Origin of the sequence: Melghiribacillus thermohalophilus (assembly GCF_004342905.1) — a bacterium.
Lineage (GTDB): Bacteria > Bacillota > Bacilli > Bacillales > Alkalibacillaceae > Melghiribacillus > Melghiribacillus thermohalophilus.
Genome location: NZ_SMAN01000001.1, coordinates 106780 through 125090, shown reverse-complemented (window position 1 = coordinate 125090; position 18311 = coordinate 106780). Strand labels below are relative to the sequence as shown.

Annotated in this window: 22 protein-coding genes; all 22 read left to right on the top strand. The window is 41.6% G+C overall.

The genetic code is table 11. The annotated features are described in order from the left end of the window. Positions 1–7: 7 nt before the first annotated feature. The 22 genes from fliG to EDD68_RS00515 all read left to right on the top strand — a co-directional run bounded on the left by fliG (position 8) and on the right by EDD68_RS00515 (position 18310). Entirely contained in the window at positions 8–1024 is a 1017-nt protein-coding gene (gene fliG / locus EDD68_RS00620; protein ID WP_132370104.1) for a flagellar motor switch protein FliG, read from the top strand. After that, positions 1017–1811 carry a flagellar assembly protein FliH gene (gene fliH, locus EDD68_RS00615; protein ID WP_165902010.1) on the top strand — a complete coding sequence of 265 codons (795 nt, stop codon included), beginning with the start codon at positions 1017–1019 and terminating at the stop codon, positions 1809–1811. The genes fliG and fliH overlap by 8 nt, the downstream gene beginning before the upstream one ends. Next, complete coding sequence (gene fliI / locus EDD68_RS00610; protein ID WP_132370100.1) at positions 1798–3117, top strand: flagellar protein export ATPase FliI; 1320 nt, start codon at positions 1798–1800, stop codon at positions 3115–3117. The genes fliH and fliI overlap by 14 nt, the downstream gene beginning before the upstream one ends. Further along, a complete protein-coding gene (gene fliJ / locus EDD68_RS00605) occupies positions 3117–3563 on the top strand; it encodes a flagellar export protein FliJ (protein WP_132370098.1) in 447 nt (148 codons plus the stop codon). The genes fliI and fliJ overlap by 1 nt, the downstream gene beginning before the upstream one ends. Before the next feature lie 5 nt (positions 3564–3568). Further along, positions 3569–4150: a MotE family protein gene (locus tag EDD68_RS00600; RefSeq protein WP_132370096.1), complete on the top strand. Its 582-nt coding sequence runs from the start codon at positions 3569–3571 to the stop codon at positions 4148–4150. Between the two features lie 37 nt (positions 4151–4187). Then, a complete protein-coding gene (locus EDD68_RS00595) occupies positions 4188–5579 on the top strand; it encodes a flagellar hook-length control protein FliK (RefSeq protein WP_132370094.1) in 1392 nt (463 codons plus the stop codon). Then, on the top strand, positions 5576–6019 hold the full coding sequence (flgD, locus tag EDD68_RS00590) for a flagellar hook assembly protein FlgD (protein ID WP_132370092.1): 444 nt from the start codon (positions 5576–5578) through the stop codon (positions 6017–6019). The genes EDD68_RS00595 and flgD overlap by 4 nt, the downstream gene beginning before the upstream one ends. An 18-nt stretch (positions 6020–6037) precedes the next feature. Then, positions 6038–6415 carry a TIGR02530 family flagellar biosynthesis protein gene (locus EDD68_RS00585; RefSeq protein ID WP_132370645.1) on the top strand — a complete coding sequence of 126 codons (378 nt, stop codon included), beginning with the start codon at positions 6038–6040 and terminating at the stop codon, positions 6413–6415. A gap of 79 nt (positions 6416–6494) precedes the next feature. Further along, positions 6495–7451 carry a flagellar hook-basal body complex protein gene (locus EDD68_RS00580; protein ID WP_132370090.1) on the top strand — a complete coding sequence of 319 codons (957 nt, stop codon included), beginning with the start codon at positions 6495–6497 and terminating at the stop codon, positions 7449–7451. Between the two features lie 47 nt (positions 7452–7498). Next, complete coding sequence (locus tag EDD68_RS00575) at positions 7499–7732, top strand: flagellar FlbD family protein (RefSeq protein WP_132370088.1); 234 nt, start codon at positions 7499–7501, stop codon at positions 7730–7732. After that, the gene (gene fliL, locus EDD68_RS00570) at positions 7713–8135 is read left to right on the top strand and encodes a flagellar basal body-associated protein FliL (protein ID WP_132370086.1); all 423 of its coding nucleotides are present in this window, start codon (positions 7713–7715) and stop codon (positions 8133–8135) included. The genes EDD68_RS00575 and fliL overlap by 20 nt, the downstream gene beginning before the upstream one ends. A 39-nt stretch (positions 8136–8174) precedes the next feature. Then, positions 8175–9176 (top strand): flagellar motor switch protein FliM, encoded by a 1002-nt coding sequence (gene fliM, locus EDD68_RS00565; protein ID WP_132370084.1) that lies wholly within the window; start codon positions 8175–8177, stop codon positions 9174–9176. Continuing rightward, positions 9166–10341: a flagellar motor switch phosphatase FliY gene (gene fliY, locus EDD68_RS00560; RefSeq protein WP_243646713.1), complete on the top strand. Its 1176-nt coding sequence runs from the start codon at positions 9166–9168 to the stop codon at positions 10339–10341. The genes fliM and fliY overlap by 11 nt, the downstream gene beginning before the upstream one ends. 33 nt (positions 10342–10374) lie before the next feature. Continuing rightward, a complete protein-coding gene (locus EDD68_RS00555; protein ID WP_132370082.1) occupies positions 10375–10737 on the top strand; it encodes a response regulator in 363 nt (120 codons plus the stop codon). A 39-nt stretch (positions 10738–10776) separates the two neighbouring features. After that, entirely contained in the window at positions 10777–11418 is a 642-nt protein-coding gene (locus tag EDD68_RS00550; protein WP_132370080.1) for a flagellar biosynthetic protein FliO, read from the top strand. 1 nt (position 11419) lies between these two features. Continuing rightward, positions 11420–12085 carry a flagellar type III secretion system pore protein FliP gene (fliP, locus tag EDD68_RS00545; protein WP_132370078.1) on the top strand — a complete coding sequence of 222 codons (666 nt, stop codon included), beginning with the start codon at positions 11420–11422 and terminating at the stop codon, positions 12083–12085. A 21-nt stretch (positions 12086–12106) separates the two neighbouring features. Next, positions 12107–12376 (top strand): flagellar biosynthesis protein FliQ, encoded by a 270-nt coding sequence (gene fliQ / locus EDD68_RS00540; protein WP_132370076.1) that lies wholly within the window; start codon positions 12107–12109, stop codon positions 12374–12376. Between the two features lie 5 nt (positions 12377–12381). Beyond that, positions 12382–13161, top strand: coding sequence for a flagellar biosynthetic protein FliR (fliR, locus tag EDD68_RS00535; protein WP_132370074.1), 780 nt, complete (start codon positions 12382–12384; stop codon positions 13159–13161). A 3-nt stretch (positions 13162–13164) separates the two neighbouring features. Next, on the top strand, positions 13165–14256 hold the full coding sequence (flhB, locus tag EDD68_RS00530) for a flagellar biosynthesis protein FlhB (protein ID WP_132370072.1): 1092 nt from the start codon (positions 13165–13167) through the stop codon (positions 14254–14256). 16 nt (positions 14257–14272) lie between these two features. Then, on the top strand, positions 14273–16306 hold the full coding sequence (gene flhA, locus EDD68_RS00525; protein ID WP_132370070.1) for a flagellar biosynthesis protein FlhA: 2034 nt from the start codon (positions 14273–14275) through the stop codon (positions 16304–16306). Then, positions 16303–17451 carry a flagellar biosynthesis GTPase FlhF gene (gene flhF / locus EDD68_RS00520; protein ID WP_132370068.1) on the top strand — a complete coding sequence of 383 codons (1149 nt, stop codon included), beginning with the start codon at positions 16303–16305 and terminating at the stop codon, positions 17449–17451. Before flhA ends, flhF begins: the two co-directional genes overlap by 4 nt. Continuing rightward, entirely contained in the window at positions 17444–18310 is an 867-nt protein-coding gene (locus EDD68_RS00515; RefSeq protein ID WP_132370066.1) for a MinD/ParA family protein, read from the top strand. Before flhF ends, EDD68_RS00515 begins: the two co-directional genes overlap by 8 nt. Position 18311 lies beyond the last annotated feature (1 nt).

Sequence of the window (18311 nt, the reverse complement as noted above, 5' to 3'; positions counted from 1 at the left end):
GGATAGAATGGCTAGAGCAGTAAAAACACAATTAACCGGGAAACAAAAGGCAGCCATTCTGTTAATCTCACTCGGACCTGATGTTTCTGCACAGGTCTATAAGCACTTAACAGAAGAAGAAATTGAACAGTTAACCCTTGAAATTTCTTCGGTAAAAAAGGTGGATTCCAGTCAAAAGGAAGATATTATGGAGGAATTCCGCCAGATTGCAATGGCCCAGGATTATATTTCACAGGGCGGAATTGGATATGCAAAAACCGTGCTTGAAAAAGCAATGGGAGAAGAGAAGGCGACAAAAATCCTTACCCGTTTAACTTCTTCCTTGCAGGTCAGGCCTTTTGATTTTGCCCGAAAAGCAAGCCCTGCACAGATTTTAAACTTTATTCAAAATGAGCACCCGCAGACCATTGCTCTGGTTTTATCTTATTTAGATCCGGAACAGTCCGCCCAGATTTTGTCTGAACTGCCTCCGGAAATACAGGCTGATATTGCGAAGCGGATTGCATTGATGGATTCTACTTCACCTGAAGTCATTAATGAAGTGGAACAAATCCTTGAAAAAAAATTATCCACAACCTTTACCGAAGACTATACGCAGACCGGGGGCATAGAAGCCATTGTTGAAGTATTAAATGGTGTAGACCGAACTACAGAAAGAACCATTCTCGATGAACTGGAAACACAAGACCCTGAACTGGCAGAGGAGATTAAGAAAAGAATGTTTGTCTTCGAAGATATTGTCACCCTTGATAACCGCTCGATTCAGCGCGTGATCCGCGAGGTGGAGAACGAAGACCTTATGTTGTCTCTTAAAGTTGCCAGTGAAGAAGTTAAGGAAACCTTGTTTAAAAACATGTCTAAACGAATGGCTGAAACATTTAAAGAAGAAATGGAATTTATGGGCCCTGTACGTCTACGGGATGTTGAAGAAGCACAGACACGCATTGTCGCAACCATTCGCCGTTTAGAAGAAATTGGAGAAATCGTTGTAGCACGCGGGGGAGGTGACGACATCATTGTCTAATGTATTTAAACCCGCATCCCCGTTATCAGAACCCAGGACCATAAATCTGAGGGAAGTCGTCAGACAGCATCAAACGTTAAATATCCAGGAAGAACAGAAACAAACAAAGGAATCTATTCTTACATTAAAAAAGGAAGCAGAACAATTGTATAAACAGGCTGAAGCTAAGCTAAAACAGACAGAGGCCGACATCGAGAACATGATTGTTCAGGCCCGAAAACAAATAGAATCGGAGAAAAAGCAATGGGAGCAGGAAAGGCAGCAGCTCATTGAGCAGGCAAAAAAACAGGGATTCGAGGCGGGATTTGAAGAAGGAGAAAGCAGGGCTCATCACCAGTATCAACAAATAATTGATGAGACCCGGTCAATCATTGATCTTGCCAGGCAGGAATATGAAAATAAACTATCTGATAGCGAAATGGACATTCTCGATATTGCCTTGAAGGCAGCTGAAAAGATTATACATTTGAAATTATCAGATCAACCAGAACTTTTTATCAATATCGTAAAATCAGCCATTGAAGAAGTAAAGCAGATGCCGCAGGTCAATGTTTATGTTCATCCTTCCCAGTATGAAAGTGTCATGGAATTTAAACAGGAACTGCAAACGATTGTAGATGGAAATGGAAATTTATCCATCTACCCCAAGCATGACATCACTGAAAACAGCTGCTTGATTGAATCTCCTTTTGGAAAAATCGATGCCAGTATCGATACACAGCTCAGGGAATTGAAGTCCAGGCTGTTCAGGATGTTTGAGGAGGCCAGATCCCTTGAAAACGAGTGAAGTTCTTCAATGGATTGAAAAGATTGACCCGTATAAAAGATTTGGGAAAGTGACTCGTATGGTTGGTTTACTCATCGAGTCCAAGGGCCCCGAAACTAGTATCGGTGATGTGTGCTATATATACACAAACCAAAAAAACGCTCAACCGATAATGGCTGAGGTGGTAGGCTTTCAGCAAGAAAATGTCCTGCTAATGCCCTACGGTGAAGCCAAAAACATTGGCCCGGGCTGTCTGGTTGAAGGGACAAGAACATCACTTGAAATTAAGGTTGGCAGAAGTCTGGTAGGGAAAGTTCTTGACTCTCTGGGCAGACCACTTGATCAGAAAAACCTTCCCAGAGGATTAATGTCTTATCCGACTGAACAGGAACCGCCCAATCCCCTTTCACGGCCCCCCATTCGCGAGCCTATATCTATAGGTATTCGAGCAATTGACGGTTTACTGACCGTCGGAAAGGGACAAAGATTAGGAATTTTTGCCGGAAGCGGTGTCGGAAAAAGTACTCTGCTTGGCATGATTGCCCGCAATAGTGAAGCAGATGTGAATGTCATTGCCCTAATCGGTGAACGGGGAAGAGAGGTTCGTGAGTTTATAGAAAAGGATTTAGGAGAAGAAGGATTAAAAAAATCGATTGTCATTGTTGCAACTTCTGATCAGCCGGCTCTTAAGCGAATAAAGGGAGCCTATACAGCCACTGCCATTGCAGAATACTTCAGGGATTTAGGCTATAATGTCAATTTTTTAATGGATTCCTTAACCAGGGTTGCTATGGCTCAACGGGAAGTGGGACTGGCTACAGGTGAGCCGCCTACAACAAAGGGTTATACGCCAAGCGTTTTTGCTGCTTTGCCCAGGTTGCTGGAAAGGACCGGGACGAATGAAAATGGTTCGATTACCGCCTTTTATACCGTTTTAGTAGATGGGGATGATCTGAATGAGCCTATCGCTGACACGGTACGGGGAATCCTTGATGGACACCTTGTGCTGGACCGGAAACTTGCTGAGCAGGGTCAGTATCCGGCCATAAATATTCTAAAATCAATCAGCAGAGTGATGAATGATATCGTAGCTGCTGATCACCTGCAGGCTGCTGAACGGTTCCGTTCCCTGTTGGCTGTTTATGAAGAAAATAAGGAGCTCATCCAGATTGGAGCATATAAAAAGGGATCGTCTCATGAAATCGATGAGGCCATTCATTACTATCCGAAGCTTATTCAGTTTTTAAAGCAGGGAACATCAGTGCACTCTCCCCATGAAGAAACACTTGCTTATTTAAAAAATATCGTCTTTCAGGGTGATGATTGATGGCGCAAATGGAAGTATTCGAGAAAATTCTTCACGTCAGAGAGAAGGAAAAAGACGACGCCCATCGGGAATATAAGCAGGCGGTGGATGATTTTGAAACGGCAGCGACCGAACTGTACCATCTGTTAAAAGAAAAGGAAGACCTGGAAGACCAGCTCAATCAGAACATGAAACGTTCGATGTCAGTCCAGGAAATGAACAGCTATCACCAATACATAACACAGCTGGAAAACAAAATTATCCGGATTCAGTCCAATGTACAAAAGGCCAGGAAAGTTATGGATCAAAAACACCTGGTACTGAATGAAGCTTATATTGAAATGAAGAAATTTGAAAAAGTACTGGATCATAAGAAAGAAAAGTTTCAGGAAGAAATCGCAAAAAATGAAAAAAATACCATGGATGATATATCTGTTTTACAGTTTATCCAGAAGAGAAATAGGTGAAGCCCATGTCATCCGAACAAATTCAAAAACACAAAAAAGAAGGCGGGAAGTTGCAATGGTTTTTCTTTGTAATTGTCATTCCACTGTTATTTGCGATTACTCTAGCCCTAATCGTTTTAACCATTGCAGGGTATAACGTCTTTCAGATTTCTGAACATATAGGCAGCAAAATTCCTGTTGTTTCGAACTTTGTAGGCAATGATGAGGAAGTTCTGCAAGAGGAAAATACAAACCTGTTAGCAACGATAGAAGACCAAAAGGAACAAATCGAAACTCTTCAGTTAGACATTGAATCAAAAGATGAAGAAATTCAGGAGTTAAATGAACAAATTCAGCAATTGCAAAATCAGCTCGAACAAAACGAACAATCACAGCAGGAAAGAGATGAACTGATTAGCAATGTAACAGAATCCTTTTCACAAATTAAAGCAGAACAGGCTGCACAGATCATAGAAAATTTAACTGATGAATCAGCCCTGCTCATTCTGGAAAAATTGCCAGCAGAACAGCGAGGAGCCGTTCTTGCAGCTATGGACCCGGAAAAAGCAGCCGAACTAACACAGAATTTTATCAATCCTGGTGAGTAGCGGCAATTTTATTCCCTTTGAAAGGAGGTGAAAAAAGATGAATGGCACGATCAACGCAGCTATGTTTCAGGCAGCTGCAGCTTCTGTCATGAGGGGGATGAATCACAGCAGCTTTCACGGAAATAGCAAACATGAATCAGACTTCACACAGACCCTGATGCAGGTAAGCCAGCAATTCGAACAGACAGGCTCTGTTGAAAAAATGCCAGAAGGGACATTCCATCAACAGGAAATGGAACAATTGACCCAGCTCCTTCTTCACTTGAAACAGGCAGCGGAACAGGGGAACAGTGAACAATTACACACGCTGTTAGGTGAACTCGAATCATTGCTGGAGGAACTGGCAGACGGATTTATCGTACAGGACCAAATGGATCTCAGCGCAGACCAGCTGTTGAATCGTGTTGCGCGAGGAGAAAACTTTCCCGATCTGATGAGCTTTATTCATGCAATGCATCAAATACAGATGAATGACGAGCTTGAGGTACAGCTCGGCAGGACAAACTGGGATCAGTTGTACGGAGATCGTTTCGTTCAGGATCTGTCACAGGCTGCGGAACAGGATCCTAAACTGATGGCAAAAGCAGAAAACATCCTGGCTGGTCTCGAGAGGCTCCTTGTGAAAATAGAACAGGTGTATAATCAGGATCAGTCCAGTAAAACAGTGCAGCAGCAAAAATCACAGCTTCTTCTATTACAGGATATATTTAAAACGATAGTAAAAGGTCATAAGGAATTCAGCAATCTAAACAACCGAGCAAGCAGAGAACACGGCCAGACTGTCCAACATGGGCTACCATTGTCCCTGAAAGATTTCATCCGTAGCAAATCAACAACCGCAACAGCATCTTCCGGGTTGATGAAACAAACGGTTCAAACAAACCAGCAGACGCAGACGGTACAAACCAATATGTTTGGACAGCTCGATTCAAACCCTATATCAAAGCTGGAACAGTATACCATTTATTTACAAAACCAGAAATCGGACGTTCAGGGCCAGTCTCAGACTCAGCTAATGGATCAAATCCGACAGATCATACAGTCCAGCAGATTTCTAAAAAGAGATGGTCTCACCCAGATGACCATCAAACTAAAACCTGCTCATCTGGGAGAAATGATGATTCAATTGACCCAGATCAAAGGGGAAATGGCTGTTAAAATGACCGTAACCTCCCAGGCGGTAAAAGAAATGCTGGAAGGAAACCTGAATCAGTTGAGGCATATGTTTTCTCCAAATCAGGTGGTCATCGAAAAACAGTCGGAACATGTACCCCAGCAGGTTCTCTATTCATTTAGAGATGATCAGCAAAGCAAGGATCATGATCGGGAGAATAATCAACAAGATTCAGACAGAGAGGAACAGCAATCCTCTGAAGAACAAAACAGCTTTCATGAAATTTTTAGTCAAATCGAGCAGGTGATAACATGACCAGAATTGATCCATCGTTTTATCTTTCCAACCAGGTTGAAACAGGTGGAAATTCAAACCTTGGAAAAGAAGAATTTTTAAAAATTTTGATGGCACAACTGGAAAATCAGGACCCTTTAAATCCTATGGAAGACAAGGATTTTATTGCTCAGATGGCTACCTTTTCCCAGCTGGAGCAATTGATGAACATTTCCAATTCCATGGAAATGTTTAACCAGTTTCAGACCTATCGCTCTGTCGTTGAATACAGTCACCTCATCGAGAAAGAGGTTACCTATCAGACATATGACAGTGAAGGGAACCCTGATGGAACGGAGAAAGGGATTGTTCAACGTGTTTCCATGGCTGACGGGAGTATAAAACTAGTCCTGGACAGCGGAGATGAGGTTGATGTAACAGATGTAACGGAGATTAGCCTCCGTACCGATCAGACCCCATAAGAGAAAGTTGTGGTGATTATGGATCACAGAGTTCATCAATTACAAAATCATCCGTTAACCATACCTGGCAAACCGATTCAAAGGAAAAAAGCAGTCGGGCCAACGTTTCAGTCCTATCTGGATCACGCTGCCGGAACGTTAAAAGTCAGTAAACATGCCCAAAAACGGATGGATGAACGGAATATTCAAATCTCAGCATCTACGTGGAATCAAATTCAAGAAAAAGTGAAGGAAGCGAAAACAAAAGGCGTAACCGACTCCATCGTGATTCTAAATCAAGCTGCACTTGTGGTAAGTGCAAAGAATAACACAGTCATAACAGCGATGGACCGGACGGAAGCCGGCCATCAAATTTTCACCAATGTGAACGGTGCGATTATATTAAACGATTCATAGGGTGGACCGAGACGGAGACCCTGAAGCTGCGGAACGACAGAAGCAGCTCAAAAAAATAATGGAAAGGATGATTGAACTTATGTTGCGTTCAATGTATTCCGGAATTTCTGGAATGAGAGGATTCCAAACGAAACTTGATGTCGTTGCAAATAATATTGCCAATGTCAATACATTTGGCTTTAAAAAGGGACGGGCGACCTTTCAGGATATTATGAGTCAGACCGTTGCCGGAGCACAGGCACCACAGGAGGACGGTGCCGGTAATGTCGTTCTCGGCGGGAAAAACCCGATGCAGATCGGCCTTGGTGTAGCCACAGGAAGCATAGATAATATTCATACCCAGGGCAACCGCCAGACAACCAACAGACCCCTTGACCTGGCTATCCAGGGTGACGGGATGTTTGTAGTTGCAGAAGACAGCAACCAGGATGGCGCTATCGTACTGAATCAGGATAATATCAGTTTTACACGCGCCGGAAATTTTTATTTGGATGATGATGGCCATATTGTCAATCCAAACGGTCTGTTTTTAGTCGGGAATGCCCCGGATGCTGCTGACGTTGATACCGGGGTTGACGATGTGACGGATTTATCAGGCAGTACCGGAAAAATAAAAATTCCGGCCGATGCACAGAGCTTCAGCATTTCATCTGACGGAGTCGTTAATTTTGTCGATGCAAACGGCCAGCTGAAAATTGCCGGTCAGATTATGCTTGCGAAGTTTTCTAATCCGGGAGGTCTGGAGAAAGCCGGTAATAATTTATTCAAGCTTACTGCTAACAGCGGTGTTTATGCCGAGGATGGAGCAGGAAATTTCACCGGAAATATCGCGGATTTTGATGCCCTGGCAGATCTGATGATTCCTGGACAGAACGGAGCAGGGAATATCTATGCAGGTGCGCTTGAGATGTCCAATGTAGACCTTGCTGAAGAATTTACAGAAATGATTACTGCCCAGAGAGGATTTCAGGCCAATACGCGCATCATCACTACATCTGATGAGATTTTACAGGAACTGGTTAATCTCAAACGATAATCTAATTTAAGGGAGGAAGCGGGGCCGATCCCGGCCCCGATCTGATTATGATCGAAGTAACCAGGCTTAATGATGAACAGTTTGTATTGAATGCTTTATACATAGAAACGATTCAAACACTTCCAGATACGACCATTACATTGACAAATGGAAAAAAATATTTTGTAAAGGAATCCAAAGAAGAAATCCTGGAAAGGGTAACGGCCTTTTATCAAAAAGTTGGACTTGCCGGGATTTGTGACAAAGTGGGGTGGTCAAAAGGTGAACCAGAAAGCGATTAAAATCATGTTATCCATACTAATATCCCTTGTTGTTTTAGGAATTATTGCAATCGTCATCGTATTGAACATAAAATCAGATGCCAATGCAGACGGAACCAGGAATATTGACGAAATTCTCGAAAGTTCGTTTGAAACGGAGGAAATCACGACAGACATTAAAGATGACCGGTTTGTCCGTGTGCAGTTCCGAATCGTAACAGACAGTGATGATGCTAAAGAAGAATTGCAAAAGAGGGACTTCCAGCTGAAAAATATCTTAATTAAAGAATTGTCGCAAATGGAAGAAGAAGATTTTAAAACAGGAATAGAGAATTTAGAAGACACGATTAAACTGAAATTAAATCAGCTTATGAATGAAGGAAAAGTAACTGATGTGTATACGACTCAAAAAGTTATCCAGTAATCCATTTCAGCTGCTTGCTCCGCATCGGAGGTGAAACTTTTGTCAGAAGAGGTTTTATCACAAAGTGAAATCGATGCCCTGCTCTCTGCCATCTCATCCGGTGAAATGGACGCAGATGAGTTAAAAAAAGAAGAGAAAGAAAGAAAGGTTAAAGTCTATGACTTCAAACGGGCATTGCGTTTTTCAAAAGATCAGATAAGAGGGATCACTCGAATACATGAAAATTTTGCAAGACTTCTGGCTACATTTTTATCCGGTCAAATGAGGACATACATCAACATTAACGTAGCTTCAGTCGATCAGATCCCATACGAAGAATTTATCCGTTCAGTACCGAAAAAAACGATATTAAATGTATTTTCCGTTGCCCCTTTAGAGGGACGCTTATTGTTTGAAATTAATCCAAATATTGCTTATGCCATGCTTGATCGCGTTTTAGGAGGGGCAGGAACAAGTCTCAACAAAGTCGATAATCTCACGGAAATTGAAACAAAAATCATGTCCAATATTTTTGAACGGGCCATGGATAGTTTGAGGGAAGCATGGGGATCGATTATCGATATCGAACCCAGTCTGGAAGAATTTGAAGTGAACCCTCAATTTCTCCAATTAGTATCGCCGAATGAAACGGTTGTGGTCATTTCATTAAATACGACTATTGGGGAAGCGAGCGGGATGATCAATATCTGTATCCCTCATATTGTTCTGGAGCCGATTATATCCAAGCTTTCGGTTCACTACTGGATGCAGGATACAGAGAGAAAAGCAAACCCGAAAGACTTTGATAACATTTCCAAAGGGCTTAAATCTGCACCAGTAGAAGTGAAAGCGGTCTTAGGTGAATCGACGATTACGATAGAAGAGTTTTTGAACCTGGCAGAAAATGACGTGATTCAATTAGACCAATCGATCGAAAACCCGCTGAAATTATTGGTTAATAATGAACCAAAATTTTATGTTCAGCCTGGCAAGTCAAAAAATAAGATGGCTGTGCAAATTCTTGAAGAAATGAGTAGGGGGGAATTAGAAGATGAATCATAATGACGATATGCTTTCGCAGGAGGAAATTGATGCCCTATTACGTGGAGACAACAATCAGAATGAAGAGGATGGACAACCAGATCATCCCCCTGCAGAAGAAGAATACTTGTCGGATATTGAAAAAGATGCCCTGGGGGAAGTAGGAAACATTTCATTCGGAAGCTCAGCAACTGCCCTTTCTACTTTATTGAATCAAAAAGTTGAAATTACGACCCCCAGAGTTTCCATCGTGGAAAATCAAGAGCTGGATGAGGAGTTCCCTCTTCCCCATGTATCCATTCAGGTGGAATATACCGAAGGACTTTCCGGGGTTAATCTGTTAGTGATTAAAAAGAGTGACGCAGCTATCATCGCTGATTTAATGCTTGGGGGTGACGGAACTTCCCCTGAAGAGGAGTTAAATGAAATTCACTTAAGTGCTGTTCAGGAAGCCATGAATCAAATGATGGGATCTGCGGCAACGAGCATGTCTACGGTTTTTAATAAAAAGGTTGATATTTCACCCCCAACCATCAATATGCTTGATTTGAATACGGGTGAAGGGGTAGAAACGATCCCCGATGAAGAAGTTCTTGTAAAAGTGTCCTTTCAATTGAAGGTAGGATCTCTGATTGATTCGAATATTATGCAGCTGCTGCCCCTTGACTTTGCAAAAGCACTTGTTCATCAACTGATGAGTGCCGATGCTGATCAACAAACCAACACAGAACAGCATGAGGGAGAAACGGAAAAGGAGCCTGCAGCAGTTCAGGCCCAACAAAACACAGGAGGAACTACAGCCAATACCACAGCACCAGCAAAAGAACCAAAACATCTGGGAGGGAATACGGTGAGACAGGATGTGGCGGTTCAGCCGGCGGCATTTGCCGATTTATCATCTAACCAGACAGAGATATCCGTGGATCAGCATAATTTAAATATGCTTCTAGACATTCCTTTAAAGGTATCTGTCGAACTTGGACGCACGAAAAAGACCATCAAGGAAATATTAGAACTGACCTCCGGATCCATTATTGAACTGGATAAATTAGCAGGGGAACCGGTAGATATCCATGTGAACGATAAATTGATTGCAAAAGGAGAAGTCGTTGTCATAGACGAAAACTTTGGCGTACGACTTACGGATATTTTAAGTCAGTCCGATCGTCTGAAAAAATTAAGATAAACAATAGCAAAACCATTATAGGAGGGCTTAATCATGTCAAAAACCGTATTAATTGTGGACGATGCTGCATTTATGCGCATGATGATTAAAGACATTTTAGAAAAAAACGGATTTGAAGTTGTCGGAGAAGCGCAGGATGGAAATGAAGCTATTGCCAAATATGAAGAATTGTCACCGGACCTTGTGACAATGGATATCACCATGCCGGAGAAGGATGGAATTACGGCGCTGAAAGAAATCCGTGAAATGAATCCTCAGGCTAAAGTAATCATGTGTTCAGCCATGGGACAGCAGGCCATGGTGATCGACGCCATACAGGCCGGTGCAAAAGACTTTATCGTCAAACCTTTTCAGGCGGATCGTGTCATGGAAGCAGTAAAAAAAGCGATGGACTAAACAGGATCATAGTCATCCACGCATAAGGCGGGAAAATGTATGAAACGTTTTTTCAGTTATGTCCTGGTGTTTCTTTTAACTTTTGATCTTGTTTCTCCAGTCTATGCAGATACTTCGGGAAACGCCAGGGTTAGTGATATGTTTGAAGAAGACCGTTCATTTGTAAATTCGGAACAAGATTCCGGTGATACATCGGAAACAGACACATCATTAGCTACAGGTGAACAGTCCCTGACATTTGACATCATCAAAATGGTTCTGGCTCTTGTCCTTGTTCTGGCGTTGATTTATTTCTTGTTAAAGTTTTTGCAAAAAAGGACAAAAATGTATCAGCAAGTCAGAACACTGGAAAACCTGGGTGGAATATCCCTTGGAAATAACAAGTCCGTGCAGATTGTCAGAATCGGCAAGAACATTTATGCACTGGGTGTAGGGGACAATATCACATTGTTAAAAGAAATTTCTGATGAGGAAACCATTCATGACCTTTTGAATGATCAGCAAACGAATCTATCAATCAATCAAACCTTTCAATCCTTTTTCCGGAAGTGGAATAAAAAGAATAAAGTAGAAAACGACACAACGACTCAGTTCAAAAAACTTTTTCAACATGAACTAACGACGATGAAAAAAGAGCGGGAGAAAGTGATTGATCGTTACCACAGCAGAAAAGAGGATTAATATGGGTGATTTTGTTGGGTTATTTTCAGAAACGGATCCGAATACGTTAGCCACATCGATTAAATTATTGCTTTTATTGACCGTTTTGGCACTGGCACCCAGTATTTTGATTTTAATGACCAGCTTTGCACGGATCGTAATCGTGTTATCCTTTGTTAGAACATCCCTGGCGACTCAGCAAATGCCACCCAATCAAGTTTTAATCGGTTTAGCATTATTTTTAACGTTTTTTATCATGGCGCCAACTTTTCATGAAATTAACGAGGAAGCTTTACAGCCTTTGTTTACTGATGAAATAACCCTTGATGAAGCTTATGACCGTGCAAGTCTGCCGATGAAGGAATTTATGGCCAAACATACCCGACAAAAAGATTTAGCACTTTTTATGGATTATGCCCAGATGGAGAGGCCGGAATCTATTGCTGAAATTCCTTTAACAACCCTTGTTCCAGCTTTTGCCATCAGCGAGTTGAAAACAGCTTTTCAAATGGGATTTATGATTTTTGTCCCATTTCTAGTGATTGATATGGCTGTAGCCAGTGTACTTATGTCCATGGGGATGATGATGTTGCCTCCTGTCATGATCTCACTGCCGTTTAAAATATTGCTGTTTGTCTTGGTGGATGGCTGGTATTTAATTACCCATTCCTTACTAGAAAGCTTTTAATCATAGAGGGGAGCGCTAAATGTGACAAGTGAGTTTGTGATTTCACTGGCAGAACAGGGTGTATATGTAACGCTATTAATCACTGGACCATTATTAATCCTGGCTCTGGCAGTTGGATTGTTAGTTTCTATATTCCAGGCAACCACCCAGATCCAGGAACAAACCCTGGCCTTTATCCCAAAAATTATTGCAGTATTTGTCGGAGTTGTTTTTTTTGGCCCGTGGATGCTTGTTCGAATGGTTGACTTTACGTTAAAGATTTTCCATAACATTCCAAATGTTATAGGATAGACAAGATGACGGATTTACTTGATCTTGCCAGATTACCGGGTTTTTTGCTGATTTTTGCACGGGTCACATCATTTTTTGTGATGCTCCCAATTTTTTCGTATCGGAATATCCCGACAAGGCACAAAATCGCCCTTGGTCTGTTTTTAGCCTGGATTATGTTTTATACCGTTGACATTCCGATTTTGGTCATTGACGGAAACTATCTTCTTCTGCTGTTAAAGGAAATTCTCGTAGGTTTATTTATTGGATTTATTGCCTATCTCATATTATCTGCTGTACAAATCGCAGGCGGTTTTATCGATTTTCAGATGGGTTTTGCCATTGCCAATGTCATTGATCCCCAGACAGGGGCACAGAGCCCACTAATTGGTCAATATTATTATACAATCGTCATCCTGTTTTTAATTAGTGTTGATGCCCATCATCTGCTTTTAGACGGAGTGTTCTACAGTTATCAGTATATTGCTCTTGATCAATTTATACCTTTTGAACAGTCATCCATTCCAGCATTTTTGATCAAAACATTTAACCATATGTTCGTAGTAGCTTTCCAGATGGCTGTTCCCATTGTAGGCACACTCTTTTTAGTAGATGTGGCTCTTGGAATTATTGCCCGAACTGTTCCGCAGCTGAACGTATTTGTAGTAGGACTGCCTTTGAAAATTTTAGTCAGTTTTATCGTCATCCTTTTATTTATGGGGATTTATTTCACTGCTATTCGAAACCTTTTTGAAACGTTATTGATTGCGATGAGGGATCTGATGAATATTATTGGGGGCGCTTAACACATGAAGCTTCTAACCCTGGACTTACAATTTTTCGCCCAGGAAAAAACGGAAAAGGCTACACCAAAAAAGCGTCGGGACAGCAGAAAAAAAGGACAGGTAGCAAAGAGCCAGGATGTGAATACAGCTATCTTATTGTTAATGGTTTTTATCCTTCTCATTTTTATGGGAGAGTTTTTAAAAAATGCTTTTACCGGGCTTTATGTTACCAGTTTTACTGAATATATCCACCGGGACGTTACATTTCCCGTTTTACAGGATATTTTAATTGAGGCAACTGGAGAAACCATGAAGGTTCTGGCCCCCATTATGGTTGTTGCGATGGCAGCGGCAGCCGGGGCAAATGTATTACAAATCGGATTTTTGTTTACGACTGAACCGCTAAAATTTGATCTAAAAAAAATTGACCCAATCAAAGGAGCAAAGCGGATCTTTTCTCTGAGGGCACTTGTTGAACTTGTCAAATCACTGCTGAAAATAACGATTATCGGTTTTGTTACCTTTTTTATCCTCTGGATCAGCAAGGATGACATGATGATGCTGGCACTTAAAAGTGCCGATCAGTCTATTCGGTTTTTTGGGGAAACAACACTCGCGATGGGAATTGCAGCTTCATTGGCTCTTCTAGTGTTATCCGTTCTGGATTACGCATATCAGCGCTACGATTATGAAAAAAACATCCGAATGTCTAAACAGGATATCAAGGATGAACATAAAAATATTGAAGGGGATCCGCAAATTAAGTCGAAAATAAAAGAAAGACAGAGACAAATGGCAATGAGGCGCATGATGAGTGAAATTCCCGAAGCAGATGTTGTAATTACCAACCCCACTCATTATGCGGTTGCCATCAAATATGATGAAGAACTGTCTGATGCACCTTATGTTGTTGCCAAGGGTGTCGACTATCTTGCATTAAAAATTCGGCAAATTGCAAAAGCCCATGATGTAGCCATCATTGAAAACCGTCAGCTTGCCAGGTCATTGTATCAGGATGTGGAAATAGGCGAAGAAATTCATGAACAGTTTTATCAGGCTGTGGCTGAAGTCCTTGCCTATGTCTACCGAATGGAGAATCGAAATGTTACGCAATAGAGGGAGATGTGTTTAAATGGCAGCAAGAGATTTATCGGTATTGTTTGGAGTCATTTTAATCATTATCATGCTTGTTATTCCTTTGCCGGGATGGCTGTTGAGTATTTTGATACTGATCAATATTACACTGGCTCTAATCGTCATTTTGGTATCTATGAATACAAAAGAGGCGCTGGATTTTTCCATTTTCCCTTCCCTCTTATTGCTGCTTACACTGTTTAGACTCGGTTTAAATGTTTCGACGACCAGATCAATCTTATCTGAAGCAGATGCAGGTAACGTAATTGACACCTTTGGAAGTTTTGTCATTGGGAGCAGTCCTCTTGTCGGGTTTGTGATCTTTTTAATTCTTGTGATTATACAGTTCGTTGTCATCACGAAAGGAGCAGAACGGGTTTCTGAAGTTGCAGCACGCTTTACCCTGGATGCTATGCCTGGTAAACAGATGAGCATAGATGCAGATTTGAATGCGGGATTAATATCTGAACAGGACGCAAAAAAGCGCAGAGAGAAAATTGAACAGGAAGCAGATTTTTATGGAGCCATGGATGGTGCCAGCAAATTTGTCAAAGGGGATGCCATTGCCGGGATTATTATCGTACTTGTAAATATTTTATTTGGATTAATCATTGGTACCATTCAGTTAGGCATGTCCTTTGGCGAAGCTGTTGATACATATATGCGCCTGACGGTTGGAGATGGACTTGTTTCCCAAATTCCTGCACTTCTGATTTCCACGGCAACGGGAATAGTTGTCACACGGGCTGCTTCAGATGGTAGCCTTGGACAGGATGTTACAAGACAGCTACTCCGTTATCCTAAACTACTATACATTGCAGCCGGAACCATCTTTCTCCTTGGATTAACCCCTATTAACTTTGGGCTGACCCTGATGATTTCGTCTGTCCTTGCTGCCGGCGGATTCTGGCTGAATCGAGCGATGGAAAAGCAGGAAGAGCTTTCTCTGGAACAGCAAGAAGAACCGGAAACAAGAGATATGAACACACCAGAGAATGTGGTTCAGCTTATCGATATGGATCCGATTGAGTTTGAATTTGGATATGCTCTTATCCCTCTCGCAGATACGAGTCAGGGCGGGGATTTGCTGGACAGGATCGTAATGATCAGAAGACAGCTTGCCCTTGAATTGGGCGTGGTAGTACCTGTGGTTCGTATTCGGGACAATATACAGTTAAATCCGAATGAGTATCGTTTAAAAATTAAAGGAAATGAGGTCGCAAGAGGCGAGCTTTACATGGATCATCTTTTAGTGATGGGTCCCGGGATTGAAGAGGATCTCATTGAAGGAATCGATACGGAAGAACCCGCTTTCGGTCTACCTGCAAAGTGGGTTAGTGAAGATCAAAAAGATGAAGCGGAAATGTCCGGATATACAGTGGTTGATCCGCCTTCTGTAGTATCAACCCATATCACGGAAATGATTAAAAAACATGCCCATGAGTTGCTGGGACGTCAGGAAACGAAACAACTTATCGATCATCTGAAGGAAAGTTATCCGATTCTGGTAGAGGAAGTCACACCAGAGCCCCTCTCTGTAGGAGATATTCAAAAAGTGCTCGGGAAATTATTGAAAGAACAAGTATCGATTCGAAATCTTCCGGTCATTTTTGAGACCCTGGCAGACTATGGCAAACTGACGACCGATACCGATCTTTTAACCGAATACGTGCGTCAGTCACTTTCTTCACAGATCTCGAAACAGTATGCCGATGGCCAAAACCAGTTAAAAGTGATAACGGTTTCGAGTCAAGTGGAAAAAATGATAGCCGATCACGTTCAGCAGACTGAACATGGAAGCTATTTATCCCTGGATCCTGATACCCAGCAGAAAATCATCCAGGCTGTTCATCAGCAAGTGGAGGCCATTTCCATGAAGGAAGAAACGCCGATCATTCTTTGTTCGCCGACGATTCGGATGTATTTCAAACACTTGATTGAGCGTTTTTTCCCGCAGGTAGTTGTTCTGTCCTACAATGAACTGGAACCAGAACTTGAAGTGCAAAGTATAGGGGTGGTGAATGTAGCATGAAAGTAAAAAAATTTACAGCTTCAACGATGCCCGATGCAATGAAACAGGTAAGAAAAGAAATGGGAAAGAATGCGGTGATTTTAAATTCCAGAGTGGTACATAAAAGAGGCTTTTTAGGCATTTTTCGAAAAAAGAATATAGAAGTCATTGCCGCAACTGACCCCTCACCCCTCAAGGACAGAAAGCCGGCTTCAAGCAGAAATATAGCGGCATTTGAAACCAACCCTCCTACAAGATACAGGACAGGTACTGGTCGAAAAGATGAAAGCGGAATGGAAGGGCAAATTTTGAAAGAAATAAAGGAACTGAAACAATTTTTGAATGAAAAGAAAGGATATAGTGAAGATCTATATCCGGCCCCAATCCGGAATGTCTATCATTATTTAATCGATCAGGAAGTGCAAAAAGAAAAAGCAGCAAAGATCGCAGGCAATCTCGTTGAAAAATATTATGCAAATGGAAAAGCAATCGATAAAAAAAGGTTAAAAGAATGGCTGCATGACGAACTGATGGAATACGTTGCTCCCCTTCCTTTTGGCAGAACAACTAATAAAAAGGTGATCCACCTACTGGGTCCGACAGGTGTTGGGAAAACAACCACCATTGCCAAAATTGCTGCAGAAGCCGTGTTAAAGGATAAAAAACAGGTTGCCCTGATCACAACCGATACGTATCGAATTGCAGCGGTGGAGCAATTAAAAACATATGCAAAAATTTTAAACGTTCCAATTGAAGTAGCCTATAACCGAAAGGATTTTGAAAAGGCCCGAAATCAGTTTCGACATTATGATTTGATTTTAGTCGATACGGCAGGAAGAAACTACCTGGATCCGAAGTATATACAGCAAGTGAAAGAAATCAACCAGTTTCAGCCAGACGATGAAATTCACATCGTACTTTCCGTTACTTCAAAATCCAGAGACCTTGAAAAAATCTTTAACCAATTTTCTGACCTGCCCATACATAAAATCATATTTACCAAAATTGATGAAACATCCCAGTATGGGGTTATGTTTAACCTGATCACCGACAAACAAGTAGGCGTTGCTTATCTAACAAATGGCCAGGATGTACCCGATGATATAATAGAGGCAAATCAAGAAAATTTCGTCTCTACTCTGGTTGGTGAGCTTGACAATGAATGATCAGGCACAAAAACTACGAAATATGATCAGCCGCCTACAAAACCAGAAAGAAGCCAGAACGATTGCTGTAGTCAGCGGAAAAGGAGGGGTTGGAAAATCAAATTTTGCCCTGAATTTTGCCATCAGCCTGTCACAGAAAAAAAAGAAAGTGCTCCTTTTCGATCTTGATATTGGAATGGGAAACATCGATATCCTCTTAGGGCTGACGCCTAAAAAAACAATTGTTCATATGTTTGAGGAATCATTGACCATTCAGGATGTCATTGAAAAAGGGCCTGAGTCCCTGTCCTATGTGGCTGCTGGAAGCGGGTTAACCGAATTTTTCAATATGGAAAAATCGGCATTTGCAATTTTTCTGCAGCAGCTGCAAAATCTGATGTTTGAATACGATTATATTATTTTTGATATGGGAGCAGGGATGAGTACGACTCACTTGAATTTTGTTCTTGCAGCACATGAATGTTTTGTAATCACAACAACAGAACCGACTTCGATTATGGATGCCTATTCAGTCATTAAGTTTATTTGTTCCAGAAGACACGATCTTCCTATGCATATCATGGTCAACCGGGCAACATCAACCAGAGACGGTGAACAGGCTTACGAGCGCCTGGCCCTGGCCGTAGAGCAATTTCTGAATAAAAAAATCGATTTATTAGGGATTTTGCCCGATGATAAACATGTTGTACAGGCAGTCCAGAGACAGACACCATTTATTTTATATAACGGCAGAAGCCATGTCAGCCAGTCTCTTCTGGAAGTTGTGTCACATTATACAGGAGGATCTACACATGAAAAAACAGCACCATTTGGTTTTATCAGCAGACTGAAGGCGGTCTTTACTAGAAAGGTAGATTAAC